26 protein-coding genes and 1 rRNA gene are annotated in these 23,945 nt (G+C 42.7%); 2 read left to right on the forward strand and 25 right to left on the reverse strand.

What is annotated here, in order from left to right; translation table 11 throughout:
• Positions 1-84 precede the first annotated feature (84 nt).
• From AM506_RS18720 to metG, 14 genes are all read right to left on the reverse strand, one after another.
• A complete protein-coding gene (locus AM506_RS18720) occupies positions 85-1,044 on the reverse strand; it encodes a ribose-phosphate diphosphokinase (RefSeq protein WP_060674223.1) in 960 nt (319 codons plus the stop codon).
• A gap of 13 nt (positions 1,045-1,057) precedes the next feature.
• Positions 1,058-2,431, reverse strand: coding sequence for a bifunctional UDP-N-acetylglucosamine diphosphorylase/glucosamine-1-phosphate N-acetyltransferase GlmU (gene glmU / locus AM506_RS18725; protein WP_060674225.1), 1,374 nt, complete (start codon positions 2,429-2,431; stop codon positions 1,058-1,060).
• Positions 2,432-3,050: 619 nt separating this feature from the next.
• Positions 3,051-3,344 carry a septation regulator SpoVG gene (gene spoVG / locus AM506_RS18730; RefSeq protein WP_032085215.1) on the reverse strand — a complete coding sequence of 98 codons (294 nt, stop codon included), beginning with the start codon at positions 3,342-3,344 and terminating at the stop codon, positions 3,051-3,053.
• 170 nt (positions 3,345-3,514) lie between these two features.
• Positions 3,515-3,889 (reverse strand): RidA family protein, encoded by a 375-nt coding sequence (locus AM506_RS18735; protein ID WP_060674227.1) that lies wholly within the window; start codon positions 3,887-3,889, stop codon positions 3,515-3,517.
• Between the two features lie 15 nt (positions 3,890-3,904).
• Entirely contained in the window at positions 3,905-4,741 is an 837-nt protein-coding gene (gene purR, locus AM506_RS18740; RefSeq protein WP_060674229.1) for a pur operon repressor, read from the reverse strand.
• Positions 4,742-4,812: 71 nt separating this feature from the next.
• Positions 4,813-5,667, reverse strand: a complete 855-nt coding sequence (ispE, locus tag AM506_RS18745; protein WP_060674231.1) for a 4-(cytidine 5'-diphospho)-2-C-methyl-D-erythritol kinase — start codon at positions 5,665-5,667, stop codon at positions 4,813-4,815.
• A gap of 231 nt (positions 5,668-5,898) precedes the next feature.
• Positions 5,899-6,081, reverse strand: coding sequence for a small, acid-soluble spore protein, alpha/beta type (locus tag AM506_RS18750; RefSeq protein ID WP_060674233.1), 183 nt, complete (start codon positions 6,079-6,081; stop codon positions 5,899-5,901).
• A gap of 119 nt (positions 6,082-6,200) precedes the next feature.
• Complete coding sequence (gene veg / locus AM506_RS18755) at positions 6,201-6,470, reverse strand: biofilm formation stimulator Veg (RefSeq protein ID WP_032085220.1); 270 nt, start codon at positions 6,468-6,470, stop codon at positions 6,201-6,203.
• Positions 6,471-7,272: 802 nt separating this feature from the next.
• Positions 7,273-8,166, reverse strand: a complete 894-nt coding sequence (gene yabG / locus AM506_RS18765) for a sporulation peptidase YabG (RefSeq protein WP_060674237.1) — start codon at positions 8,164-8,166, stop codon at positions 7,273-7,275.
• 226 nt (positions 8,167-8,392) lie between these two features.
• Entirely contained in the window at positions 8,393-9,271 is an 879-nt protein-coding gene (gene rsmA / locus AM506_RS18770; RefSeq protein ID WP_060674239.1) for a 16S rRNA (adenine(1518)-N(6)/adenine(1519)-N(6))-dimethyltransferase RsmA, read from the reverse strand.
• On the reverse strand, positions 9,264-9,824 hold the full coding sequence (rnmV, locus tag AM506_RS18775; RefSeq protein WP_060674241.1) for a ribonuclease M5: 561 nt from the start codon (positions 9,822-9,824) through the stop codon (positions 9,264-9,266). The genes rsmA and rnmV overlap by 8 nt, the downstream gene beginning before the upstream one ends.
• Before the next feature lie 118 nt (positions 9,825-9,942).
• Complete coding sequence (locus AM506_RS18780; RefSeq protein ID WP_152968632.1) at positions 9,943-11,178, reverse strand: G5 and 3D domain-containing protein; 1,236 nt, start codon at positions 11,176-11,178, stop codon at positions 9,943-9,945.
• Between the two features lie 250 nt (positions 11,179-11,428).
• Complete coding sequence (locus AM506_RS18785) at positions 11,429-12,196, reverse strand: TatD family hydrolase (RefSeq protein WP_060674243.1); 768 nt, start codon at positions 12,194-12,196, stop codon at positions 11,429-11,431.
• A gap of 326 nt (positions 12,197-12,522) precedes the next feature.
• Positions 12,523-14,484 (reverse strand): methionine--tRNA ligase, encoded by a 1,962-nt coding sequence (gene metG, locus AM506_RS18790; protein WP_060674244.1) that lies wholly within the window; start codon positions 14,482-14,484, stop codon positions 12,523-12,525.
• 491 nt (positions 14,485-14,975) lie between these two features.
• Here metG and AM506_RS18795 point away from each other — a divergent pair, with 491 nt between their 5' ends.
• Positions 14,976-15,257, forward strand: a complete 282-nt coding sequence (locus AM506_RS18795; RefSeq protein WP_034762946.1) for an AbrB/MazE/SpoVT family DNA-binding domain-containing protein — start codon at positions 14,976-14,978, stop codon at positions 15,255-15,257.
• Between the two features lie 56 nt (positions 15,258-15,313).
• On the opposite strand, the gene rsmI is transcribed toward AM506_RS18795, so the two are convergent.
• The 10 genes from rsmI to AM506_RS18845 form a co-directional block, all read right to left on the reverse strand.
• Positions 15,314-16,186: a 16S rRNA (cytidine(1402)-2'-O)-methyltransferase gene (gene rsmI, locus AM506_RS18800; protein WP_060674246.1), complete on the reverse strand. Its 873-nt coding sequence runs from the start codon at positions 16,184-16,186 to the stop codon at positions 15,314-15,316.
• 26 nt (positions 16,187-16,212) lie between these two features.
• Positions 16,213-16,968 (reverse strand): tRNA1(Val) (adenine(37)-N6)-methyltransferase, encoded by a 756-nt coding sequence (locus AM506_RS18805; RefSeq protein ID WP_060674249.1) that lies wholly within the window; start codon positions 16,966-16,968, stop codon positions 16,213-16,215.
• Between the two features lie 124 nt (positions 16,969-17,092).
• Positions 17,093-17,467: a DNA replication initiation control protein YabA gene (gene yabA, locus AM506_RS18810; protein WP_060674250.1), complete on the reverse strand. Its 375-nt coding sequence runs from the start codon at positions 17,465-17,467 to the stop codon at positions 17,093-17,095.
• Between the two features lie 14 nt (positions 17,468-17,481).
• Positions 17,482-18,309, reverse strand: a complete 828-nt coding sequence (locus AM506_RS18815; protein WP_060674252.1) for a PSP1 domain-containing protein — start codon at positions 18,307-18,309, stop codon at positions 17,482-17,484.
• A gap of 7 nt (positions 18,310-18,316) precedes the next feature.
• Positions 18,317-19,300 carry a DNA polymerase III subunit delta' gene (gene holB / locus AM506_RS18820; protein WP_060674254.1) on the reverse strand — a complete coding sequence of 328 codons (984 nt, stop codon included), beginning with the start codon at positions 19,298-19,300 and terminating at the stop codon, positions 18,317-18,319.
• A 17-nt stretch (positions 19,301-19,317) separates the two neighbouring features.
• A complete protein-coding gene (locus tag AM506_RS18825; RefSeq protein WP_060674256.1) occupies positions 19,318-19,758 on the reverse strand; it encodes a YaaR family protein in 441 nt (146 codons plus the stop codon).
• Positions 19,759-19,775: 17 nt separating this feature from the next.
• Positions 19,776-20,105, reverse strand: a complete 330-nt coding sequence (locus AM506_RS18830) for a cyclic-di-AMP receptor (RefSeq protein ID WP_034762933.1) — start codon at positions 20,103-20,105, stop codon at positions 19,776-19,778.
• Positions 20,106-20,239: 134 nt separating this feature from the next.
• Complete coding sequence (gene tmk / locus AM506_RS18835; protein WP_060674258.1) at positions 20,240-20,872, reverse strand: dTMP kinase; 633 nt, start codon at positions 20,870-20,872, stop codon at positions 20,240-20,242.
• Positions 20,873-20,887: 15 nt separating this feature from the next.
• A complete protein-coding gene (locus tag AM506_RS18840) occupies positions 20,888-22,306 on the reverse strand; it encodes an aminotransferase class I/II-fold pyridoxal phosphate-dependent enzyme (protein WP_060674260.1) in 1,419 nt (472 codons plus the stop codon).
• Positions 22,307-22,470: 164 nt separating this feature from the next.
• Positions 22,471-22,671 carry a sigma factor G inhibitor Gin gene (locus AM506_RS18845; RefSeq protein WP_060674262.1) on the reverse strand — a complete coding sequence of 67 codons (201 nt, stop codon included), beginning with the start codon at positions 22,669-22,671 and terminating at the stop codon, positions 22,471-22,473.
• Between the two features lie 211 nt (positions 22,672-22,882).
• On the opposite strand from AM506_RS18845, the gene AM506_RS18850 reads away from it, so the two are divergent.
• Positions 22,883-23,143: a hypothetical protein gene (locus AM506_RS18850; protein ID WP_152968633.1), complete on the forward strand. Its 261-nt coding sequence runs from the start codon at positions 22,883-22,885 to the stop codon at positions 23,141-23,143.
• A gap of 690 nt (positions 23,144-23,833) precedes the next feature.
• On the opposite strand, the gene rrf is transcribed toward AM506_RS18850, so the two are convergent.
• Positions 23,834-23,945 (reverse strand): 5S ribosomal RNA (gene rrf / locus AM506_RS18855); the annotation flags it as partial.

Genomic DNA, 23,945 nt, shown 5'->3' on the forward strand with positions numbered 1-23,945 from the left:
GGGTGGAGGGAAATACAAAAAAGAGCCTGTCCCAACCGAAGGGACAAGCTCTTCTTCCTATGCACAAACTACAAATATTAATTCTTAATCAAAAAGAGTGCTGACAGATTGTTGCTCGTAGATGCGGATGATCGCTTCGCTGATCAAAGGAGCCACTGACAGGGACTTCACTTTACTGATCATCTTCTCTTCCCCGAGCGGGATGGAGTTGGTTACAACCAGCTCTTTGATATTCGAGTTCTGGATGCGCTCGATGGCAGGGCCGGATAAAACCGGATGCGTACAGCAAGCAAAGACTTCTTTTGCTCCGTTTTCAACCAACGCATTGGCTGCCAGGGTAATCGTACCTGCAGTATCAATGATATCATCGATCAGGATCGCGATTTTCCCGTCGATATTCCCGACGATGTTCATCACTTCCGCCACATTCGGCTTCGGACGACGCTTATCAATGATCGCAATAGGAGCTTTCAGGCGTTCTGCAAGCTTACGTGCTCTTGTCACTCCTCCATGGTCCGGGGATACGATAACAAGATCTTCCGTGTTGAATCCTCTTTCTTCAAAGTAATCCGCTAAGATCGGCACACCCATGAGGTGATCGATCAGGATATCGAAGAAACCTTGAATTTGAGGAGCATGAAGATCCAATGTGATGACACGTGTAGCACCCGCTGTTTCTAATAGGTTCGCCACTAATTTAGCAGTGATCGGCTCACGCGCTCTCGCTTTACGGTCTTGTCTGGCATAACCATAGTAAGGCATCACGATATTAATCGTCTTGGCAGAAGCACGTTTCAGGGCATCCACCATGATCAGAAGCTCCATCAGGTTTTCATTTACCGGCTGACAAGTAGATTGAATGACAAATACATCACAACCACGGATACTTTCTTCGATATTGATTTGGATTTCACCGTCACTAAAACGTTTAACGGACGATTTACCTAATTCAACTCCTACTTCATCAGCAATTTCCTTTGCAAGATGGTAGTTTGAATTAAGAGAGAAGATTTTCAACTTGGAATTAATATAAGAGTTTGGCATTGTGGACCTCCCATTATTTCTTATGATTTAGATTTTGAACATAATTTTCTTTATTTACTTGGCGAGCTCTCGCAATGGAAAGAGACTCACCGGGAACATCCTCGGTAATGGTAGAACCAGCTGCAATGTATGCACCTTTCCCTACGTTGACAGGGGCAACCAGATTAGAATTGCAGCCTACAAATACACCATCTTCAATCTTTGTCAGGTGCTTATTCTTCCCATCATAGTTCACTGTGATCGAACCACACCCGATATTGACGTCACGTCCCACTTCAGCATCACCAATATAGCTTAAATGTGAGGCCTTACTCGCTTTACCGAATGTCGCTTTCTTGATTTCTACAAAGTTACCGATCTTCACTTCATCTTCAATGGTAGAAGCAGGGCGGATATGAGCAAATGGCCCAATTTGAACATCCGCGCCGATCGAACTGTCATGAGCCACAGACTGCTTCAGGACTGTACGGTCCCCGATCTGACAATCCTTTACCTCGGAGTTCGGTCCGATCAAGGCATCTTCACCGATTGATGTGCTGCCTTGAAGCACTGTGCCGGGAAGGATCACGGTATCTCTTCCGATCGTTATATCCGCATCAATATACGTATTGTTTGGATCTTTGATCGTTACACCATTGCGCATATGGAATTCATTGATGCGCTTTTTCATTGTGATCTCTGCTTGAGAAAGGGCGACACGATCGTTGACACCAAGAGTCTCATCAAAGTCACTTGTCTGATATGCACTGACGATTTCACCTTCCGATTGAAGGATCTCAATGACATCGGGCAAATAATATTCCCCTTGTACATTATCATTCGAAACCTTCTTAAGGGCATCGAATAACGCTTTATTATCAAAACAATATGTGCCGGTATTAATTTCTTTCACGCTTCGTTCTTCTTCACTTGCATCTTTATGTTCCACAATGCGTTCCACTAATCCATCTTGGTTGCGGATGATCCGTCCGTATCCATCAGGGGATTCCGTATGACCCGTTAAAATAGTCGCTTTGGCACCCTGTCCTTCATGATGCTGCACAAGCGCTTCCATCGTCTCTCCTTTAATGAGTGGTGTATCACCACATACCACTAAAGTCGTACCTTCCAAGTCACCCAGGACATCTTCAGACTGCATCACAGCATGAGCTGTCCCTAATTGCTCAGCCTGAAGAGCGAAATCACTCTTGCCTTCTAAATGCGACTTCACAAGCTCAGCACCATGACCGATGATTGTGACAGTCTTCTCTATATGTAGTGTTGATATTTGGTCGACCACATGTTCCACCATCGGCTTGCCACACACAGGATGAAGAACTTTATAAAGCTTCGACTTCATTCTCGTCCCTTGTCCGGCAGCTAATATAACGGCATATCTATTTGTCATTTTTGGTCCTCCAATAACCTTTTTATCCATAACGAATATATCCTAAAAACTCTACCATTTCAAGGATTCATATAAAAGTACATATATTTGACAAACGAAAAGCGGAAGGGGCTCGCACTGGGGCGACAAGCATAAGACGAGGAACCCGGAAAGGCGTTCTTTGCCTTTTTGGGTTCCTCGGCTTATGACCTCGAGCCCCAAGCCCCTGGAGCTGGACATCACAGAAAAGCGGAGGCGGCTTGCTCAGGCCCGACAAGCATAAGGCGAATCAACCGGAAAGGCGTCCTTTGCCTTTTTGGTTGATTTGACTTATGACCTCGAGGGACTAGCCGCCGGAGCTGGATATCGCAGAAAAGCGGAGGCGGCTTGCTCAGGCCCGACAAGCATAAGGCGAATTACCTTACTTCCATTTCCCAGCCCAAAACACCAGCTTTCCAAGAACAAACCTTTGTCGATTTTTCTTTACCTCAAAAACACAAAAAATCTATATTTAAAGGTTTCAACTCTTTAATGGCCTGGGTATACAAAAAACGTAAGAACCAACATTTTTGAAAATAGGGCTTTAAAAAGACAAAAAAAAGAGCCTTACAAAAGTAGGCTCTTGATGCTATAGATCCTATTAGGAAGCCCCAGCTTCTTCTAACTCAACTTCTTCAAGCTCTCCTAAACGATGGTACTCAGCTAAAACGGCATCTTGGATCTTGCCGCGGGTACCCGAATTGATTGGATGAGCAATATCACGGAATTCTCCATCCGGAGTCCGCTTACTTGGCATCGCTACAAATAAGCCATTGTTCCCATCAATAACGCGAATGTCATGAACAACAAATTCATTATCCAGCGTAATAGATGCGATAGCTCTCATGCGACCGTCGGTGTTTACTCGGCGTAATCTTACGTCTGTTACTTCCATTCTGTTCACCACCTTTTTCCCTAGATGAAATCTACTCTATGTATTCAACGAATTATTTAGATATTCCTTCTTAAATTGTAAAATTTTTTGAAAAATTTTATTTTTCTCATCTTTATTTCTATTTCGTTTGAACTATACTTCTTTTTGATACAAAAAAACACCCGTGAAGATTACTTCACGAGTGCGATTACTTCAATTTCAACCTGGGCATCTTTAGGTAACCGGGCTACTTCCACACAAGAACGGGCCGGCTTGTGGTTGCTGAAATATTCCCCATACACTTCATTGATCGCCCCGAAATCATTCATATCCTTGATGAAGACCGTTGCTTTGATCACTGTTTCAAATGTGGCCCCAGCTTCCGTTAATACGGCTTGAAGATTGCGAAACACTTGATGAGTCTGCTCCACTACATCTCCTTCGATCATTGAACCTTCAGGCGTTAATGGGATTTGTCCTGAACTATAGAACAAATTATTAACGACAATACCTTGTGAATATGGACCAATTGCTGCTGGTGCTTCCTTAGTAGAAACTACACGCATAGTAGATGCCTCCCCTTATGGTAGAAATGTTAGATTGGATTGAAAATAATTTCCTTCCGTTAAGGAAATCTGTTTATCCTTTTCATTTACATCAGACAATTTTAACAATGAAACATAATCATCCACCAGTCGACCGTCCATGCTATTGGATTCAACCAAAACCCCGATTCCCGACAAGGTGGCAGAAAACTCTTCCAACAGGTTTTTCATTCCATTGATGGTTCCGCCTGCCTTCATGAAATCATCTACAACCAATACTTTAGATCCTTCCTTCAAGCTTCTTTTAGAAAGAACCATGGATTGGATTCTCTTCGATGAACCTGACACATAATTGATACTCACTGTCGATCCTTCGGTTACACGGCTGTCCCGTCTGACAATGACCACTGGAACATTCAAATATGAGGCAATCGCATTGGCAATCGGAATTCCCTTCGTTGCGACCGTCATAATGACATCAATATCTTTTTCAGCAAATGCAGATGCCAGTAATTTCCCGACACTCTTCATGAGCTGAGGATTACCAAGCAGGTCAGTCATATATAGATACCCGCCCGGTAATAGACGATCGGAGCTTTCCAAGTGAACACAAAGCTCTTCAATCATAGCCATAGCTTCCTGACTGTTTACCTTTGGTACATATTTCACTCCACCTGCTGCCCCGGGAACGGTTTGGACCTTACCGACACCCCGTCCTTCAAATGTTTCCTTTACAATCGTCAAGTCCTCACTGATGGAAGATTTGGCAGAACCGTACCGTTCAGAGAAAAAAGTCAAAGGAACAAGTTGGTGGGGCCGTTCTAATAAATAGTGCGTCATATCAATCAATCGTTCGCTGCGCTTAAACTTCACCAAAGAAACCTCCTAAATCCGAATATTATAAAGTAAATATATCATTAATATACGGATTTCGGCAAGAGCTCTTAATCTCCAAGCATACGCACTGCGAAAACTTGATCACAAAACCCTCTTAAACCATTGTAGATTCGATGAAGTCTTGATTCATATTGCACCAATCCATATACCGTAGGGCCGCTTCCGCTCATGAGGACGGCATCGGCACCAAACCGCTCCATTTGATCTTTTATCTGAGATACTTCCGGATGCATATCCAATGTAACCGATTCGAGTACATTCCCGAGATTGGAGCAAATATCACGATAATTCCCATGTTCTAAAGCTGAAACCATTGCGTTCGTATCCGGATGTTGAATGTTTTTCAAATCCAGATTTTTATACACATCGGCTGTGGAAACGCCTATCGTCGGCTTTGCCAGGATCACCCAGCAGTTCGGCGGAGCAGGAAGATGTTTAATCTTCTCTCCTCTTCCCGACGCTAAAGCTGTCCCTCCATAAACACAGAAGGATACGTCCGATCCTATTTCTGCGCCAAGCTCTGCCAGTTCGTCCATACTAAGACCTAAATCCCATAAGCGATTCAGCCCTTTCAAGGTTGCGGCTGCATCACTGCTTCCCCCTGCCAACCCTGCAGCTACAGGGATCACTTTGTCGATGGAAATCGCTACACCCTTCTTGATGTTCAATTTCTCTTTCAACAGATGTGCAGCCTGATAGGCAAGGTTTCTTCCATCGTCCGGCACAAATCGATTGTGAGAAAGAATTTTGATCGTATCGTCTGAAAGATTCGTCAGTTCAATTCTATCCGCTAAATCGATTGTCGTCATAACCATTTCAACTTCATGGTAACCATCTGAACGTTTATGTAAAACATCAAGTGATAGGTTAATTTTTGCCGGCGCCTTTACTAATAACCTCATATCATCACCTTCTTACCAATACTCTTTGTTATATTGTATCATACACTTATTATAGAGAGTGTTAACTTCTAAACATACTCATATAAGTATGTTATTTTATCACGTAAAGTACTGATAGGAAAGATGGTCTTGCCCCCTATAAACAAAGGCCGCCGGAAAAGCATGACACTTTTCAGGCGACCCTTTGTATATGGCACTGATAAAAGATGTAATCCATATGTGTAAAAAGAGTTAGTGTGGATGGTTTTCTGAAAGCTGCCGGCTTGCGCGCTCAACTGCACGCTTTACCATATTCCCCGCGTCCCGGGACGTGATGCCGCCCCAGCCATCCTTCTGAACAACGTCATAGAATCCTAATTCCTGAGCGATTTCCTCTTTTAATTGATCAGACATGATCCCTCTTCTTCTACTCATTGTCTACCTCCTTTAGATGCACCACATGGTTAGTATGTGTACGTAAAGGACAAAAAATGTTGATACATCATATGTAAATCATGTATTTTTAAGCAAATAAAAAAGCAGCAAACAATTGTCTACTGCTGGCTAAAGATGATATTTCCTGTTGCTTCATCATAAAATGTTAATTGAACTGTCTCAGTGAGAACATCTGCATAGCTGTAAGAAACTCGTTCGAACGCATTCTCTTCTTGATCCAGTTGAACCACGAATACAGAAGGATACGTTTCGGCTAGAACACCTGAACGCTCAATTGTTTTTCGACGTCCACCGTTTGCTTTAAGCATTAAACGTTTCCCCAGATTAGAATCAAGGGATCTTTTAATGTCGGCTAATGTTTTTGGCATTTCGCTTCCACCTCACTGTTATTAAATATAACACATTATGTAATTTTAGTCAAATAAATTTATTATTTTAACAAGAAGTATGAACACCTGTCAATATATTTTATTCAACAAAAAGTACGTTTTTTCTACAACCCTAACATTCCCCAAAGGTTGAAAAATTATGTAAACACTAAAAGCGGAGGCGGCTCGATCAGGCCCGACAAGCATAAGATGAATGGGCTGAGAAGGCGTTCTTTGCCTTCTTGGACCATTTAGCTTATGACCTCGAGGGACTAGCCGCCGGAGCTGGATAGTACTAAAAGCGGAAGGGCTTTGCCCAGAGGCGACAAGCATAAGACGAGCCTGCCGGAAAGGCGTTCTTTGCCTTTTTGGCAGGCTTGGCTTATGACCTCGAGCCTCTAAGCCCTGGAGCTGGATAACACTAAAAGCGGAGGCGGCTCGATCAGGCCCGACAAGCATAAGATGAATGGGCTGAGAAGGCGTTCTTTGCCTTCTTGGACCATTTAGCTTATGACCTCGAGGGACTAGCCGCCGGAGCTGGATAGCACTAAAAGCGGAAGGGCTTTGCCCAGAGGCGACAAGCATAAGACGAGCCTGGCGGAAAGGCGTTCTTTGCCTTTTTGGCAGGCTCGTCTTATGACCTCGAGCCTCTAAGCCCTGGAGCTGGATAAAATAAAAGCGGAGGCGGCTCGATCAGGCCCGACAAAGCTAAAAACCACCACCCAACCAGTATATGTCACATCAAAAGAAAATAGACCCTACAATTAATTGTAAGGTCTTTGAAGGTTTTGTCGAACCTTCCCTATTCTTCTTCTGTTATCTTGTACGGCATTCCCGTACGAAGAACACCTTTCGTCTCGATTCCACCCAATCCTTTATCTCCTGTCAATGTATTGCGGATGACATCCCAGACATTCACAGAATCTTTAAATCCGGTGAAACAGATCTTCGCTACGATATAAACGGGATCCAGGGCATGGATATTGACTCTCGAAGGGGAACTCGCAAAGTTGGCACCTGCATGGATCAGGGATTCAAAGTGGGATTGACAAGCTCCGGCAAAGATCACAAGCTGATCCAGATGGGGGGATTTACTGCGGGCCTCTCTTACTGCCTGAACAAAATACTTCGAATGGCGGTAAGCATTGATATCTGCCTTGGCCCCTTTCGACTTGGAGTACGCATCGTGACCAGTCAGTACAATAATATTCGGTCTATATTTATCGATAAGGGATCCGATTTGGTTAGGCATCTCTGTTTCGCTGCAGTGAACGCCTTTTACCGGAACACCAATTTTCTCATAAAGATCTAGGCATTTTCTTAAATAGCTGGGATCTCCATCAAGATGAAGCACTTTCCCCGGGACTTGGAAATAGTTGTAATCGTCTCGATAAGCATTTGTTACTCTGTATTCCTGCTTATACTTGAGAAGCTCTATATCCTGGCGGAACAGGTCCAGGGATTGTTCTTCTTTCGAACGAAACTCCTGTGTGATACGGTCCTGTTCTCTAGGGTCCATCTTCTTCAAATCATGAAAAGGAGCATCCGCTATTAATCGAAAATCTTCACCATACAGTATTGCCGTTTTAAGACCATCTATCATGCGGATATCTATTACCCTGAATAAAATATCACATCGATATGAAAGGCGACCTACGACATCATTGATTTCGATATTCACATCAGTCACTCCCATGGGCTAAACATTCGTTGATAAAACAAAATAGGAAATCAACAAGCCGAGGAGGGTCAGCATCTGCCCTTCTCCAGCCTTTCCTTATCATCCATTAAGTAAATATTCCCTGTGATAACCTATGCATTCCCGGAATATTCGGTGTCAATAAAATGGGATTCGACTGTTCCCTTTACATATACAAAAAAATGGCTAAACGCTCTTTCACGTTTAGCCATCGATCCTTGCTTTATTTAAAATTCGGATACAGCTCATCGCTTAATCGGCCGAATTCTTGTATTGTCAGGGTCTCTCCCCGGCGGGCAGGTTCAATGCCTGCTGCAGATAAAGCATCCAGGATTAACTCTTTCTTTTCTTTCCCTTGAGGTAACTGACTCGTTAAGTTATTCAAGATCGTCTTTCTTCTTTGAGCAAATGACGAACGTGTAACGGTAAAAAAGAAGTCTTCACTGATGACGTCTACAGGAGGCTTCTCACGCTTCGTTAGACGGATGACGGCAGAGTCTACATTCGGCTGGGGCATAAAGACCGTTTTCGGGACAGTCATGACCATCTCAGCCTCTGTATAATACTGAATGGCAATGGACAGTGATCCATATGCCTTTGTCCCGGGCTGAGCCGAAATGCGGTCCCCTACTTCCTTCTGAAGCATGACGCATATTCCCCTGATCGGGAGACGCTCCATCAATAACTTCAGGATGATGGGTGTGGTGACGTAATACGGAAGATTGGCTACCACCATAATATCGTCGAATCCTTCAAATTCTTCGTTTATGATCGCTTCAACATCCGCCTCCAGGATATCTTCATTTATAATTTTCACATTATCATAAGGAGACAAGGTGTCCCCCAGGATCGGGACCAGCCGCTGATCAATTTCAAAGGCTACAACCTTTCCTGAAGTACGGGCAAGGTGTTCTGTCAGTGCTCCGATTCCAGGTCCTATTTCAATGGCGGCCGTTTTCTCGGATAGCCCCGCATATTCCGTTATGTTCCTTAAAATATTGGGATCAATTAAAAAATTCTGGCCAAGGCTTTTTTTAAATGAAAAGCCGTACTTTGTAAGGATTTCCTTCGTTCGTATCGGGGTTGCAATATCTTTATGCATGTTCTTCCTCCTGAATGATCTCCATTAACGCTTTTTTGAACTCTTCTTTTTGAATATTAAACATCCGTAATCGTTTCTGCAGTTGTTTCCCATTAGTGTATCCGATTCTAAGCTTCTCACCAAGGGCTATTCTCCTGTCTTTTGACTGAGGGCTTCCAATTAAACCGGCATCGATCAGATCTTCCTTTGAAATGATTTCTGCCTGATCGGCATCCAACAAATGAGCTTCTTTTAAGGACTCCCTAATGACATCTGGGCTTGCATGTTCTACACCTATCCCCCTGCCTGATTTAGGCAGCGCGTCTTTCTTATGTACAAAGGCGTGCTTGCATCCGGGTACCGCTTCACTCACAATCTTTCGAATTCGCTCTCCCGGATAATCGGGATCCGTAAATATGATAACGCCCCTTTTTTCCTGGGCGTGCTTGATTTTCTCTAAAGTAGCTGGAGACACCGCAGACCCATTCGTTTCAATCGTATCTGCATTGACGGCACGCTGAATGGCTACCGTGTCATCCTTCCCTTCCACTACAATGATTTCTTTTATTTTCATAATTCCTCCAAAAAAGTTGAAACATTTTTGCATTTCAATTCGTCTAATAAATGAAGACTTAAAGTTATTATAACGGTTTTAACCGAGAAATAAAAAAAAGCAGGAAAACACCCTGCTCTTAGTTCAATATTTTCACTTTGATGGTTTTTCTTCCCCAACGATACGCATCTGATTTGGATGAGAAGAATACATCGATTTTATTCCCTTTGATCGCTCCGCCTGTATCCGCCGCAACAGCATATCCATAGCCTTCCACATAAACCTTTGAACCTAAAGGAATAACTGAAGGATCGACTGCGATCACTTTTACATTCGGATTCGATTTTAGGTTGATGCCTGTAGCCGTATGGCCGGAGCATCCATTACAAGAAGCGGTGTACGCTGTAGAACTGACATAGAACTCCTGCCCGCCACTAGGAGCGGCTGATGCTTCTGCGCTGGATGAGGAGGTTGATGAACGTCCACGTGAAACCTGGGCCACTAAAACCTTCGTTCCGACATTCACGATTTTATCCTGACTTTCTTCCACGACTTTTTCACTCACTAGTTTTCTGGAAACCTCTTTGCCATTCTCTTTTACGATTTCATACTTCTTTTCAATTTTTCCGTTTTTGCCTTCTTGAACGACTTTCTCATTTCCTTTTGAAAGGTCGGAGTCCTTCTTGGAAATAACGGTGAAATTCTTTGTCTCTTCCACTACATCGGTGACTTTTTCAACTCGAACGACATTTACGACATCATTTGCTTTAACAATTTTGTCTAAACTTGGTTCAACACGGTCTGAATCTTTTAGTGTAATTCCTTGTTGCTTTAAAAAGTCAGCGACCGTAGTCGAAGTAGACCATACTTTTTGCTCTTTTCCACCGTTTACAAGCTTAAGTGAAAATGCAGGATCAATCTTTACATTCATGTTCCCTGTTACTTTTTCTGATAAGCCGGGTTGGACCTTATCATGCTCTCCTACATGAATTTCATTTTCAGAGAGTAACTCTTTTACTGTTTCAGCAGTCGTCCAGATTTTTTTCTCCTGGCCACCTACTGCTATCCCTACCTGTTTTGCCGGTTCCCAAACAATATTCATGTTATTTGAAACCTTCGTATTCCCCGAGGGGTACAAATAGTCTTCTGAGCGGGGTGAAATCTCTAATTCTTTTAATATATCTTGAATCGTGTTTGCATGCGTCCTAATCTCTTTTTGCTCGCCGTCTAAGGTCAATGCTACAGTGTTCTTGGATCCTTCATAAAAAAGAATTCCGAATACAGCTGCCGATGTTACGATAGTTCCGATTGTAACAATCCATTTCCTTCGACTCAAAGACTTGGAAAACAGGCTTTTCATGGCTTTAAAGTTCATGAAAAACGCCTCCTTTTCTCGGAGTGATTATATAGAGTTATCCAGTGACTGTCAACCCTTACTTCTTCTAACCTAATCTAGCAAAATATTGCAACCCAGGGAACACAAAACATATTATGCAGAAAATGCAAGAAAAAGAAAAGAGAGAGTTATCGACACGTTTATCCTATGAAACACGATTCCTATGTAGAACTTTTTGTTTTGATTTACTATTTGGACAAGCTCTCTCAATTCTCGACAATATATTATGTCACTTTATGTTGAATAATTTCATTGCATTTTCTGTTGTAATCTTTTCTACTTCCTCTAAAGACACTTCTTTCAGTTCAGCGATTTGTTCCGCTACAAGCTTCACGTAAGCCGGTTCATTTCTCTTCCCTCTATATGGATGAGGGGCCAGATAAGGACAATCGGTTTCAATCAGAAGCTTCTCAAGTGGGATTTCTTTAGCCACATCTTTTGGTTTCTTGGCATTCTTGAACGTTACCGGACCTCCAAGGGAAATATAGAAATTCATTTCTACACATTCTTGAGCGATTTCAGGACTTCCACTGAAGCAGTGCATGATCCCTCCGACTTCCTCCGCGCCTTCTTCCCTGAGAATATCCACTATATCCTGTGTGGCTTCACGGTTATGTATCACGATCGGGAGTTTTACTTTCTTAGCTAGTTGAATCTGTTTTCGGAATACTTCTTTCTGAACATCCTTGGGGGATTTATCCCAATGATAGTCAAGCCCCATTTCCCCTATCGCCACTACTTTAGGGTGTTGTGAGAGTTCTTCTATCCAAGTTAAATCCTCATCATTCATATCAATTGCATCCACTGGATGCCATCCGATTGCGGCATATAGAAAATCATATTGACCAATGAGTTCCATGGCCCTATTAATGGTCGGACGGTCAAAGCCGACAACCACCATTTTTTCGACTCCAGCTTCTTTTGCCCTTGACAATACCTCCTCCAGATCTTCGTCAAATTGTTCAGCATTCAAATGAACATGTGTATCAAATAGCATATAAGACACTCCTTGTAATAAAGATAAGTTTAATATAAAAACACATGACAAGCATCACATTCATGTAACATTCATATTACATATTATGGTTTCTTTGGATATTTTTTATTTACAGAGTTCCAATTACAGTCACACTTCATTTTATCCATTTTAGTGACAGAACCAAAATCATCTGTTTATCGCTCTATTTTAACTATATTGAAATAATTAATAACAAACATATTTATTTCATCATCATTATTTTTCACGATTCTTTCATTATATTTATATAATAAAGGGATGTTCCACGTGGAACATCCCTTTATTGATATATCACAAAGAATTATTTATTTAACTTTTGTTCCATTTGGTAAGGACTGATCGATGGAAGCAAGAGACAGGGTTCCATTTTCTTCTCCGGCAAGGATCATTCCTTGGGAAAGTTCCCCACGAAGTTTTACCGGCTTCAGATTTGTTACACAGATCACTTTTTTCCCCACGAGTTCATCGGGCTGATAGAATTTCGCAATCCCTGATACGACTTGACGTTTTTCAAAACCGAGATCCAATTGCAGCTTTAGAAGTTTATCGGCTTTTTTAACCGGTTCCGCTCCAAGTACTTCAGCTACGCGAAGCTCGACTTTCATGAAATCATCGATACCGATTTCCTCTGAGGCTTCCGGTGCAGAAACTTCCTTCTTCTCTTCCTCAACAGGGGCAGATCCCTGCATTTTTTCTTTAATAAAGGCTACCTCTTCCTGAAGTTCAAGACGCGGGAAGATAGGTTCCCCTTTTTTGACTACTTCGGTGCCCGCCGGGATTGCTCCGAAACGCTCAAGACTTTCCCATGTGTGCATCTTTTCATCATGCAGATTCAATTGCTCAAAGATCTTCCCAGGCGTTCTTGTCAAGAAAGGCTGTAATAGGACTGCCACTCTTCTCAACGATTCGGCCAAGTGACTCATCACACTGCCAAGATCTTCTTTTTTACTTTCATCTTTTGCAAGAGCCCATGGCTGTGTTTCATCAATGTACTTATTCGTGCGGCTGATCAACTGCCAAAGGCTGGATAGCGCAACTGAAAACTCCATGTTTTCCATGGCTTCTTCATATTTCTTTACGGTTTCATCATTCATATCCAGGAGTGTTTGATCAAATTCCCCTTTGGAATCAACATAAGTTGGAATGACTCCATCGAAGTATTTATTGATCATAGCCACAGTACGATTTAATAAATTCCCTAAATCATTGGCCAGGTCAAAGTTGATTCTCTCTACAAATCCTTCCGGCGTAAAGACACCGTCAGATCCAAATGGCACTTCTCTTAACAAATAGTAGCGAAGAGAATCAAGACCATATCGATCAATAAGGGTAACGGGATCCACGACATTCCCTTTGGATTTGGACATTTTCCCGTCTTTCATCAGAAGCCATCCGTGGGCGAAGACCTTCTTTGGAAGCGGAAGATCTAAAGCCATCAGCATGATCGGCCAATAGATCGTATGGAAACGAACAATCTCTTTTCCCACCAGGTGGACGTCGGCAGGCCAATATTTCAAGTAGTTTGCATCATGTTCGCTGCCATATCCTAAAGCCGTGATGTAATTAGAAAGAGCATCGATCCATACATAAATGACGTGCTTCGGATCTCCAGGTACTTTCACTCCCCAGTCAAAGGTCGTACGGGAAACTGCCAGGTCTTCCAAACCGGGCTTAATGAAGTTGTTCACCATCTCATTCTTACGGGATTCAGGTTGAATGAACTCAGGATTCTCTTCATAATAAGCAAGAAGGCGATCGACATATTTACTCATCTTGAAGAAATACGACTCTTCCTTTACTTTTTCAACCGGGCGTCCGCAATCCGGACAATTCCCGTTCTCTAATTGTCTTTCCGTAAAGAAGGACTCACATGGCGTACAGTACCATCCTTCATACTGATCTAAATAAATATCCCCCTGCTCTACAAGCTGATTGAAGACCTTTTCCACGATATCCTTATGACGCTTTTCCGTCGTCCGGATAAAGTCATCGTAGGAAATATCCAACTTCTCCCACAAATCTTTAATGCCGCTTACGATACCGTCAACATAAGCCTGAGGTGTGATTCCTTCTTCCTCGGCTTTTCTTTGGATCTTCTGTCCATGTTCGTCCGTCCCTGTAAGGTACATGACATCGAATCCACGCATTCTCTTGTAACGGGCCATGGCATCACCGGCAACCGTGGTGTATGCATGTCCAATATGTAAATTTCCGCTTGGATAATAAATCGGCGTTGTAATATAGAAGGTGTTCAACTTTTCTTCCACTTCCTGTTCCTCCTCATTTTTTCACTTACCCCCATAAAGCCAAGTCAGACTCCGTATGGTTTATAGTGGTAGGTCTGTTATATACATCCATTCTTGACCTTACCTATCATCTTAACCTCTTATCTCATCAAAATATACCTAAAATAAAGGGTTTCTGCAACTATACAATGTTGATTTTAGGATTTGTAGAAATGGATAGAGATATTTGTCGAACTTTGTCGAACTAATACCATTGATAAAGAAAATTCGACACTCTTATTTTTTATTACTTTCATTACAATAATATTCAATTGGTAATACATTTTTTTACAACAAAGCGTAAAGCTTATTATAACAAGACTTAATCATCCATTTATTATTAATAATTTACAGATTTAATTATTGACGAGATTCCTAATCGTTGGTATSATAGTATCAGCAAATGAAATTTGTCGAATATTGACGAAACAGATAGAGATAAATAATAATATTTATTTGGAGGAGATTCTCAAATGAAGTCTACAGGTATTGTAAGAAAAGTTGATGAACTGGGCCGTGTCGTTATCCCAATCGAATTACGTCGTACATTAGGTATCGCTGAGAAAGATGCTTTGGAAATTTATGTGGATGACGAAAGAATCATCTTGAAGAAATATAAGCCAAGCATGACTTGCCAAATTACTGGTGAAGTTTCTGATGACAACATCAAGCTTGCAAATGGTAAATTAGTTCTTAGCCGTGAAGGTGCAGATCAGTTACTGAAAGAAATCCAGGAATCTTTACAATCAAAATAATTCATTGCTATATGACAGGCCTGAGTCCATTTGACTCAGGCCTTTTTGTTTTGCCGTTATTCCACGTGATAAGCCTGGTACACTTCCCGTTTCGGTAGGGACCTCTCTTTTGAGACTTGTTTGATGGCTTCCTTTGATGACATGCTTTCTTCATCTACGTAATGCTGGACATGATCCTGCAAGGAATAGCTGCTCCACCAAGTGTCTTCTTCTTCTTTTTCTTGTGGACCTGCCCCTTCGATCAATAAGCAGAACTCTCCCCGCACTTCACCTTCAATCGCCCATTCGATCACTTCCTCGATCGAACCGCGGATGAACTCCTCGAACTTTTTCGTGAGCTCTCGGCAGATGACGATTTGTCTATTTCCTAAAGCCGCATATAGTTCTTTTAAGGTTTCTTTTAATCTGTGGGGTGATTCGTAAAGAATAAATGTATCCTCCAACGACTTTAATGTTTCAAGCTCAGCTCGTTTGTCTTTTTTTCCTCTATGTAAAAAACCATAGAAATAAAATGGCTGAGGTGCTAAACCTGAAGCGATGAGAGCCGTCAGAGCGGCATTCGCCCCGGGCAATGGAATGACGGCAATGTCATGTTCGATAGCTTCTTTCACCAATTCGTAACCTGGATCTGAAATCGATGGCATTCCTGCATCGCTGACAAGGGCCACGAGCTCCCCTCTCTCCATTCGCTCAATCAGCTTCTGCCCGCTCGTTTCTTTATTATGTTCATGGTAACTGATGATTGGGGTATCAATTTCAAAGTAATTGCAAAGTTTCTTGGTATTCCTCGTATCCTCGGCCGCAATCACCGTCGCTTCTTTCATCATTCGGATGGCTCGGAACGTCATATCCTCGAGATTTCCGATCGGTGTCGGTACAAGATACAGGCTTCCTTTTTCACTGTCCTGAAAACTTTTCTGCTGATTCATGGTGAAACTCACCTCCCGGGTCATGTTTATTGGTTTGTTTTATGATGTCCAAATAGCATATCATGTACTTCTTTGGAATATTCACCCTGCTCATCGTACACATATAAAGGAGGAAGGATTTTCAGGTCCGGTTTCCCATCTTTGATTCCTTCTATTAATATTGTGTTTGCCTCTCTCCCGGGCTTTGGATAAACAAATCGTAGCTGCTTGGGCTCAAGACGATGCTTTCTCATCAAAGAGAGGATGTCCATCAACCTGCCCGGCCGGTGAACGAAAGAAGCTTTACCGCCTTGTTTCAACAAATAGCTGGACGCTTTGATGGTATCCTCAAGGGTGCATAATATTTCGTGACGGGCAATCGCATAGTGCTCGTTCACATTTCGTTTATCTCCTGGCGGCGTATTGAAATAGGGAGGGTTGCAGGTTACCACATCATAGTGAGAATGATGGAGGAGTTGATCAATCTCCTTTACATCCCCCATTTTCATTGTGATCTGATCTTGCCGGTCATTATACTCGACGCTCCGCAGTGCCATATCAAACAGCCGCTCCTGAATTTCCACACCTGTTATGTGGACATTCGTTCTTGCACTAAGTAACAAGGGGATGATGCCGTTCCCTGAACATAAGTCAACGACTTTACCCTTGTGAATCGGTAAATAGCTGAAGTGGGCCAAAAGGACCGCATCTGTTGAAAAAGAGAACACGGAAGGACTTTGAATGATCCTCATGTTTTCAGCTAATAGATAATCTAAACGCTCATCTTCTTTTAACTCGACCATACCTTTCCTCCATTTTTCTTCTATTATATGTTGTTACCGGTATAATCACTAAAAAGGACCAATCCCACTTATAAGTGGATCAGTCCTTTTTATCTGTATTCTATTCAGAAGAATGAAGGGTCCTTTATTTCTTGTTTAAGAAAGAAAGGCAGAATAAGCAGTCTTCATCCTTCCGGGGACTTCCGAAATGTATGTTACAAATATGAAATCCTTCCTGGTATAGTCGAGCAAGGTTGTCATAGCCTTCTCCAATATCCAGTGTTTTATCTTCTAAGTCTGACTCACTCGTCGTACCCGCATCGCTGTTTGATTGTACCTTTTTTGGTGAGTTCTCTGTTTGTTCCAGTCTACGGCGCAAATGTTCATTTTCTAACTTTAGAGAGTTATTTTCCTCTAACATTTCAGCTAGGCATTGTTTGAGCTCACCTAATTGATGATATAAGTCACCAATTTGTTGTTCCATGTTACTGACTGAATCAAAGAACTCTTTCTTATCCACGACACTACACCCCGTTACTCTGTGGCTTGGAATGATACGGCACCTTCGTTCATAATTTCATCTAATGTGAATTCCAGAACCCGCTCTTCTTCTTTGATTTCGACCTGAAGAATACGTTCCAGAATATTAAGACCTACCACTTTACCTTTTCCATGAGGTGTCTTAATCACTTCTCCGATATCAGGTAATTCTTCTTTTGCTGCTTCATACTCGTCATTCTCGTATTTCAGACAGCACATCAAACGTCCACATAAACCTGAAATCTTCGTGGGATTAAGGGATAGATTTTGATCCTTTGCCATTTTGATGGACACAGGTTCAAAATCCCCTAAAAAGGTTGAACAACACAGCATGCGGCCACAAGGACCAATACCACCAAGCATTTTTGCTTCGTCTCGAACGCCAATCTGACGAAGTTCAATGCGCGTACGGAAAATGGAGGCCAGATCTTTCACCAGCTCCCGGAAATCAACACGTCCATCAGCCGTAAAATAGAATATGACTTTATTTCGGTCGAATGTATATTCGACATCCACCAGTTTCATATCCAATTGATGCTGATTAATTTTATCACAACATACGTTATAGGCTTCCGTTGCAGACGACCTGTTCTCGTCAACGATCATTCGATCTTTTTGATCGGCGATCCGAATCACTTTTTTCAACGGAAGAACTACATCATTTTCTCCTACTTGCTTTCTCTCTACGACTACTTTACCAAATTCGACTCCGCGGACCGTTTCAACGATTACATAACAATCTTTTTGAATGTCCAATTCACCCGGATCGAAATAATAGATTTTACCCGCTTTTTTAAAGCGAACTCCTACAACATCGTACAAAGGACCATCACCCCTGCAGTTTTAGCATAAGCTGTTCTACTAGCAGCTGCGAATTCATATTGGCGTTTAATTTGCGTTTTGCTTCAAGGATCACCGTCATATTAGTAGAAAGACGATTGGTTGATACCTGAAGTGCGTTGGATTTCCAGTTTTCCTTTTGGTCCGGGTACACGAGCTGCTCTTCTTTTCCTAACTGGATATGAAGTAAGTCTTTATATATTAGAAGTAAAAGATCCAATGCTCGATCGACTTGATCTTTTTCTTTGAAGTGCTGTACAAAATCCTCTTGTATTTTGACCATTGCTTGGAAGGGACTTTTCTGGAGGACTTCATATAATTTTAACACTATTATTCTTGCTTGTGCAAACCACTCATTTTGACATATTTCTACAGCTTCCTCATAATGGTTCGTCAAGTTGGCTGCAAGAGTGGCAAAGTGAGGGGGGATCCCCTCTTCCAATAACTTTTTTGTCAGCTGTTCTTTCGGTAATGGCTTAAATGAAACCGTCTGGCACCTGGAAAGAATGGTTGGCAGGATCCGATGAATATTTTCTGTGATGAGAATCGCGGTTGTATCCGCTAACGGCTCTTCAAGAAACTTTAATAGGCTGTTAGCAGCATTCGCTGTCATCTTATCACCGTGAACGATGATGTAAATCTTCTTCTTGGATTCTACACCTGTTTTCGAAAATTCTTCTTGCAGACTTTTAATCTGATCCTTCTTGATAGATAGACCATCAGGCTCGACCAGATGCAAATCCGGATGATTCCCGTGATTGATCCGTTTGCAGTTGGAGCAGTCTTCACACGGCTTTCCATCTACCCGGTTCAGACATAATAATGCTTTGGCAAACAGGATGCTCATTTCTTTCTTTCGTGTCCCTTTTTCGCCCTCGAATAAATAAGCATGAGCGACACGATCCTTCAATATACTATTCTGTAGCATCTGAAGGACGACTGGCTGAAATGGTTGTATCTCTTCAAACAACATGTCCTAACATCACTCTCTTACATATAAAGATTAATAAGCAGTCCTTTAATTTCGCCGATTTTCCCTAATATATCAATGGACTTCTTTTCTTTATCCAATACATCTTCCGTTAAACCGACAAGATGCTGATCCACCGTCTCGACGATATTCAGCTTTCGTCCCTCACCATATTGATTCCAAGTATGGGACTGCTTCAGGTCCATTCCGAAGTCGACTGCTTCCCGTACAAACTTCTTGACCAATGTTTTATACTTGGCCAGATCTTTGAACGTCCTTGACTGAGCTAACCGGGTGCCGGCATCCTCTATAGTTCCAAGAAGCTTATTGAGCTGGTCCATCTGCATTTTCTGATCATGTTTCTGAACCAGCTGGCCGAACTTAACTTGACCCGTACCGCCAGTTCTCTGATCTTTCGCCACGCTATCTAAGGACACGCGGTGGTCCTGATTAATTTTCATAGTGATCCAACCTCACTTTAAAACTGATGGAACTGTTCTACAGGGAGAACGAATACCGTCGCCCCGCCTACGGCCACTTCTACGGGATAAGGCACATAGGAATCTGCATTTCCACCCATAGGGGACACCGGAGCCACCATCTGATCACGTGACTGACAGTTTTCTTTAATGACCTGCAATGCTTTCTCCACACGAATATCTTCTGTACCAATAATGAATGTCGTATTGCCGGATTTCAAAAACCCGCCGGTACTCGCTAATTTTGTCGAACGAAAATTGTGTTCCATCAGGGCATTAGACAAACGATTACTATCCTTATCCTGTACAACTGCCATAATTACCTTCATGAATGAATTCCTCCGTTATAAAGCCATTTACTTCCTTCTATTATATCATTGAACAGACTTCAATGCTTCATCTAAAAAAGAGACGGAATACCAAGCAACGAATTTTGCCCGGTATTCCGTCTCTTCTATTAGCCTCACTTGTTTAAATAACCCTTCACGATTTCATACGCATCAGCAAATACCGCTTCTTTACTCTTACTGGCATCGATGACTTGAATGCGATCCGGATATTGTTTGATTAACTTCTGATACCCTTCACGCACGCGGGTATGAAAATCAATCGACTCGAGATCCAATCGATTCACTTCTCGGCCATTATGCTTCGCAATCCTCTTTAACCCCTCTTCGGGAGCAATGTCAAAATACAGTGTGAGATCCGGCATCTTATCTTCAATCGCAAATTGATTGATATCCATGACTTCTTCCATCCCGATTCCACGGGCATTTCCCTGATAGGCAAGGGAACTGTCAATAAACCGATCACAAATCACAATCTTTCCTTCTTCAAGTGCCGGGATCACTTTCTCCACCAGATGCTGACGTCTCGCAGCTGCATATAACAGCGCTTCCGTCCGCTTATCCATCTCCGTGTTCCTTGTATCTAATATCACTTCCCTGATCTGCTCAGCTATGGAAATGCCTCCAGGCTCCCTCGTCTGGATTACATCCCTTCCGTCCTCTAGCAGTTGTTGATATAACTCTGATAATATCGTTGATTTTCCGGCTCCCTCGGGGCCTTCAACGGTAATGAAGATTCCTCTTGTCATCTATTTCCCTCCGCTTTATCGATACACATACACACAGTGGTTAGCCAATCGGTGGTGCCCCTGTATGTTCGCCTTATTCTCTATATATTCGTTCAACCGCCGGATAACTTCAGCCGTGATCCGTTCACCCGGCACCAACAACGGAATGCCCGGTGGATAAGGTGTCACCATCCCTGCGGAAACTTCTCCTTCTGCATCGTCCAGTGAAATCAACTTTTCCACTTTCCCGTCCATTTCCTCCAAGGTTAATGCCAGGGTAGAAAAAGGGGGTGTCCTTCTCGAGGAGGTGCTTACCCCCTCCACAGGAATGACTTCCACTACAGGCTCATTCTCAAGCGCCTTATTTATCCTGTCGATCGCTTCTTTATACGGAAACGAAAGACCCTTCTTTACTAAAGGAAGAATCAACAGTATCTGATTCGGATCAGCAAGCTCCGGATAGACACCCACAGACTCTAATAGCTCCTGGAGTGCATAACCCGTTCGCCCTTCAAGCTTCATGATAAGTTTCAATGGATCATGTGCCTGTTGAACCATGAGCTGAGGATGGATCCGTTCAATCCCGCTTATGAATTCACGGATGCCCTCCAATATTTGATCCAAGTCCTCTTTTAAAAACGTCCCGACATAGGATCTCGCATAATCAAGGGATGCCATAATCGGATACGAAGGACTACTTGATTGTAGCATAGTTAAATAGTCTTTTACCTTATGCGCATCCACCCGTTTACTCCCAATATGTAAATACGATCCCATCGTCATGGCCGGGAGCATCTTATGAGCGGAATGAACGACCATATCTGCCCCACACTCCATGGCAGATTCGGGAAAAGGCGGACCCAATGTAAAATGAGCACCATGAGCCTCATCTATGATACAGATGACATCATGCTTATGACATTCATCTATGATTTCTTTAAGATTGTATGTAAACCCATAATAAGTCGGATACGTGAGTACACATGCTTTCACCTGTGGGAATGCCTTCATCGCTTCCTTGACAGCATCCAAACGTATCCCAAGGGCCGTCCCTGCGTCATCCCACTCTGTTTCTATAAAAACCGGCACAGCCTTCCGAAGCCTGATCCCGTTCAGCACCGACTTATGACAATTCCGTTGAACAAACACTATATCACCGGTTTGACAGGAAGCAAGAATCGCCGCAATATTTCCTACCGTACTTCCGTTCACCAGAAAATGACTCTCCAAAGACCCATACACATCCCCAAGCAATTCCTCCGCTTCCCGAATCGCCTCATGGGAATCATGTAAATCATCCAAGCCACTTAATTCTGTAAGATCCGATTGATAAAAGGGATGATCCTCCACCAATAAACCATTCTTATGCCCCGGCACATGAAATGAAATAGGATGTATGGACCTATGCCTCTCGATCGCCTCAATCAGCGGGGTTCTTGTATGATCTCGCTTCATTCCATCTATCTCCTTAATGTAAATATCCACTCATATCGTATCATAACCACCCGCTACAATGCTTCAGGGAATCCAAATCTTACTTGTATTACGGTGAATCAACGAAACTCATAAAACACCGGACTCTGACAGCAAAAAAAATCATAACCATGTATACCTTCTGGTTATGAGTAGATTTGAGGAGTATTCACTTTTTTCAGCCTTTGTATGAACGTTTTATACAGAGGATCATTCGTTTCTGTGTGAACCATTTCCTTCTCACATTCTGTGCAGATAAACGATGTGTATAGATGGATTCCAACCTTCTTCTCAACGTGACAAACGATGCACTCTTCCAAAGCCGCCTTACGTTCCTGATTTAACATAGGGCCCTCCACCTCCATACAATCTATTCTGCCTCAAAACCACCAATTGTATACATAATTATAAACATTTCAACTGACAGAATAATCAAGTGTACTTTAATCTTATGTTGCTCTTACCGAGTCTGTGTATGTCTCTATAAAAAAGATTGTGAAAAGATGTTGGTATATCTTTGGTGTGCTTTTGGAGAGTTATAGACTGGGAGATACGGAGGTGATGGATAATGGTGGTGGATTGGGGCAGGGGATCACGGGCAATCATGCAGCTGCGATGGAAATATGCAAAAAATATGGTCAGGATCAGCGGCTATATTGGCGGATTGATGATATTGGAGCTTTTAGCGGAGATTTGGAGGAACAATTTATGATTAAAATAGAGTCGCTGGTTCGTGATTGCGTCGTTTTTGACTTTATTGCGTCATTTTCGAGGGGGATTGCGTCATTATTTTTTTATTTGCGTCTTCTTCAGCCTTAATTGCGTCATTTTTTCTTTTATTGCGTATTTTACCAATTAATACCTTTTATTATCTTACCGATCATCCATTTATAACAACTAAACAAAAAAGAGCAACTCCTAAGAGCTACTCTTTCTTCACATTTGCCTGGCGGCGTCCTACTCTCACAGGGGGAGCCCCCAACTACCATCGGCACTGAAGGCTGCGGCTAGTGATGAGCGGCGAATCTCTTCGTCCGCTTCACTCGTTCAGATCCTCGTGTGGGAACCACACTCCGGTCTTCACTCCCTCGCGTCCTCGACCTTCTTGCTCCTCCCTACCCTCGCACTGCGGTCGAGGAGAGATCGGTTAAATTATTCCTTATGTTCTTCGAACAAAAAAACAAATCAAAAAAAGAGCAGCCCCTAAGAGCTACTCTTTTACTATTTGCCTGGCGACGTCCTACTCTCACAGGGGGAGCCCCCAACTACCATCGGCACTGAAGGCTGCGGCTAGTGATGAGCGGCGAATCTCTTCGTCCGCTTCACTCGTTCAGATCCTCGTGTGGGGGCCACACTCCGGTCTTCTCTCCCTTGCGTCCTCGACCTTCTTGCTCCTCCCTACCCTCGCACTGCGGTCGAGGAGAGATCATGTCAATCCTAATGTTCTTCGAACAAATTCAATTCAACCCAAAAAAAGAGTAGCTCCTAAGAGCTACTCTTTTACTATTTGCCTGGCGACGTCCTACTCTCACAGGGGGAGATCCCCCAACTACCATCGGCGCTGAAGAGCTTAACTTCCGTGTTCGGCATGGGAACGGGTGTGACCTCTTCGCCATTATCA

Source organism: Rossellomorea vietnamensis, from assembly GCF_001305855.1.
GTDB classification, from domain to species: domain Bacteria; phylum Bacillota; class Bacilli; order Bacillales; family Bacillaceae_B; genus Rossellomorea; species Rossellomorea vietnamensis_A.

Coding starts and splice junctions, on each gene's coding strand:
- AM506_RS18720 (WP_060674223.1), bottom strand. CDS start 1,044: ATGCCAAACTCTTATATTAATTCCAAGTTGAAAATCTTCTCTCTTAAT.
- glmU (WP_060674225.1), bottom strand. CDS start 2,431: ATGACAAATAGATATGCCGTTATATTAGCTGCCGGACAAGGGACGAGA.
- spoVG (WP_032085215.1), bottom strand. CDS start 3,344: ATGGAAGTAACAGACGTAAGATTACGCCGAGTAAACACCGACGGTCGC.
- AM506_RS18735 (WP_060674227.1), bottom strand. CDS start 3,889: ATGCGTGTAGTTTCTACTAAGGAAGCACCAGCAGCAATTGGTCCATAT.
- ispE (WP_060674231.1), bottom strand. CDS start 5,667: ATGAGGTTATTAGTAAAGGCGCCGGCAAAAATTAACCTATCACTTGAT.
- AM506_RS18750 (WP_060674233.1), bottom strand. CDS start 6,081: ATGAGTAGAAGAAGAGGGATCATGTCTGATCAATTAAAAGAGGAAATC.
- veg (WP_032085220.1), bottom strand. CDS start 6,470: ATGCCAAAAACATTAGCCGACATTAAAAGATCCCTTGATTCTAATCTG.
- yabG (WP_060674237.1), bottom strand. CDS start 8,166: ATGGGAGTGACTGATGTGAATATCGAAATCAATGATGTCGTAGGTCGC.
- rsmA (WP_060674239.1), bottom strand. CDS start 9,271: ATGCATAAAGATATTGCAACCCCGATACGAACGAAGGAAATCCTTACA.
- rnmV (WP_060674241.1), bottom strand. CDS start 9,824: ATGAAAATAAAAGAAATCATTGTAGTGGAAGGGAAGGATGACACGGTA.
- AM506_RS18780 (WP_152968632.1), bottom strand. CDS start 11,178: ATGAACTTTAAAGCCATGAAAAGCCTGTTTTCCAAGTCTTTGAGTCGA.
- AM506_RS18785 (WP_060674243.1), bottom strand. CDS start 12,196: ATGCTATTTGATACACATGTTCATTTGAATGCTGAACAATTTGACGAA.
- AM506_RS18795 (WP_034762946.1), top strand. CDS start 14,976: ATGAAGTCTACAGGTATTGTAAGAAAAGTTGATGAACTGGGCCGTGTC.
- rsmI (WP_060674246.1), bottom strand. CDS start 16,186: ATGAATCAGCAGAAAAGTTTTCAGGACAGTGAAAAAGGAAGCCTGTAT.
- AM506_RS18805 (WP_060674249.1), bottom strand. CDS start 16,968: ATGGTCGAGTTAAAAGAAGATGAGCGTTTAGATTATCTATTAGCTGAA.
- holB (WP_060674254.1), bottom strand. CDS start 19,300: ATGTTGTTTGAAGAGATACAACCATTTCAGCCAGTCGTCCTTCAGATG.
- AM506_RS18825 (WP_060674256.1), bottom strand. CDS start 19,758: ATGAAAATTAATCAGGACCACCGCGTGTCCTTAGATAGCGTGGCGAAA.
- AM506_RS18830 (WP_034762933.1), bottom strand. CDS start 20,105: ATGAAGGTAATTATGGCAGTTGTACAGGATAAGGATAGTAATCGTTTG.
- tmk (WP_060674258.1), bottom strand. CDS start 20,872: ATGACAAGAGGAATCTTCATTACCGTTGAAGGCCCCGAGGGAGCCGGA.
- AM506_RS18840 (WP_060674260.1), bottom strand. CDS start 22,306: ATGAAGCGAGATCATACAAGAACCCCGCTGATTGAGGCGATCGAGAGG.
- AM506_RS18845 (WP_060674262.1), bottom strand. CDS start 22,671: ATGTTAAATCAGGAACGTAAGGCGGCTTTGGAAGAGTGCATCGTTTGT.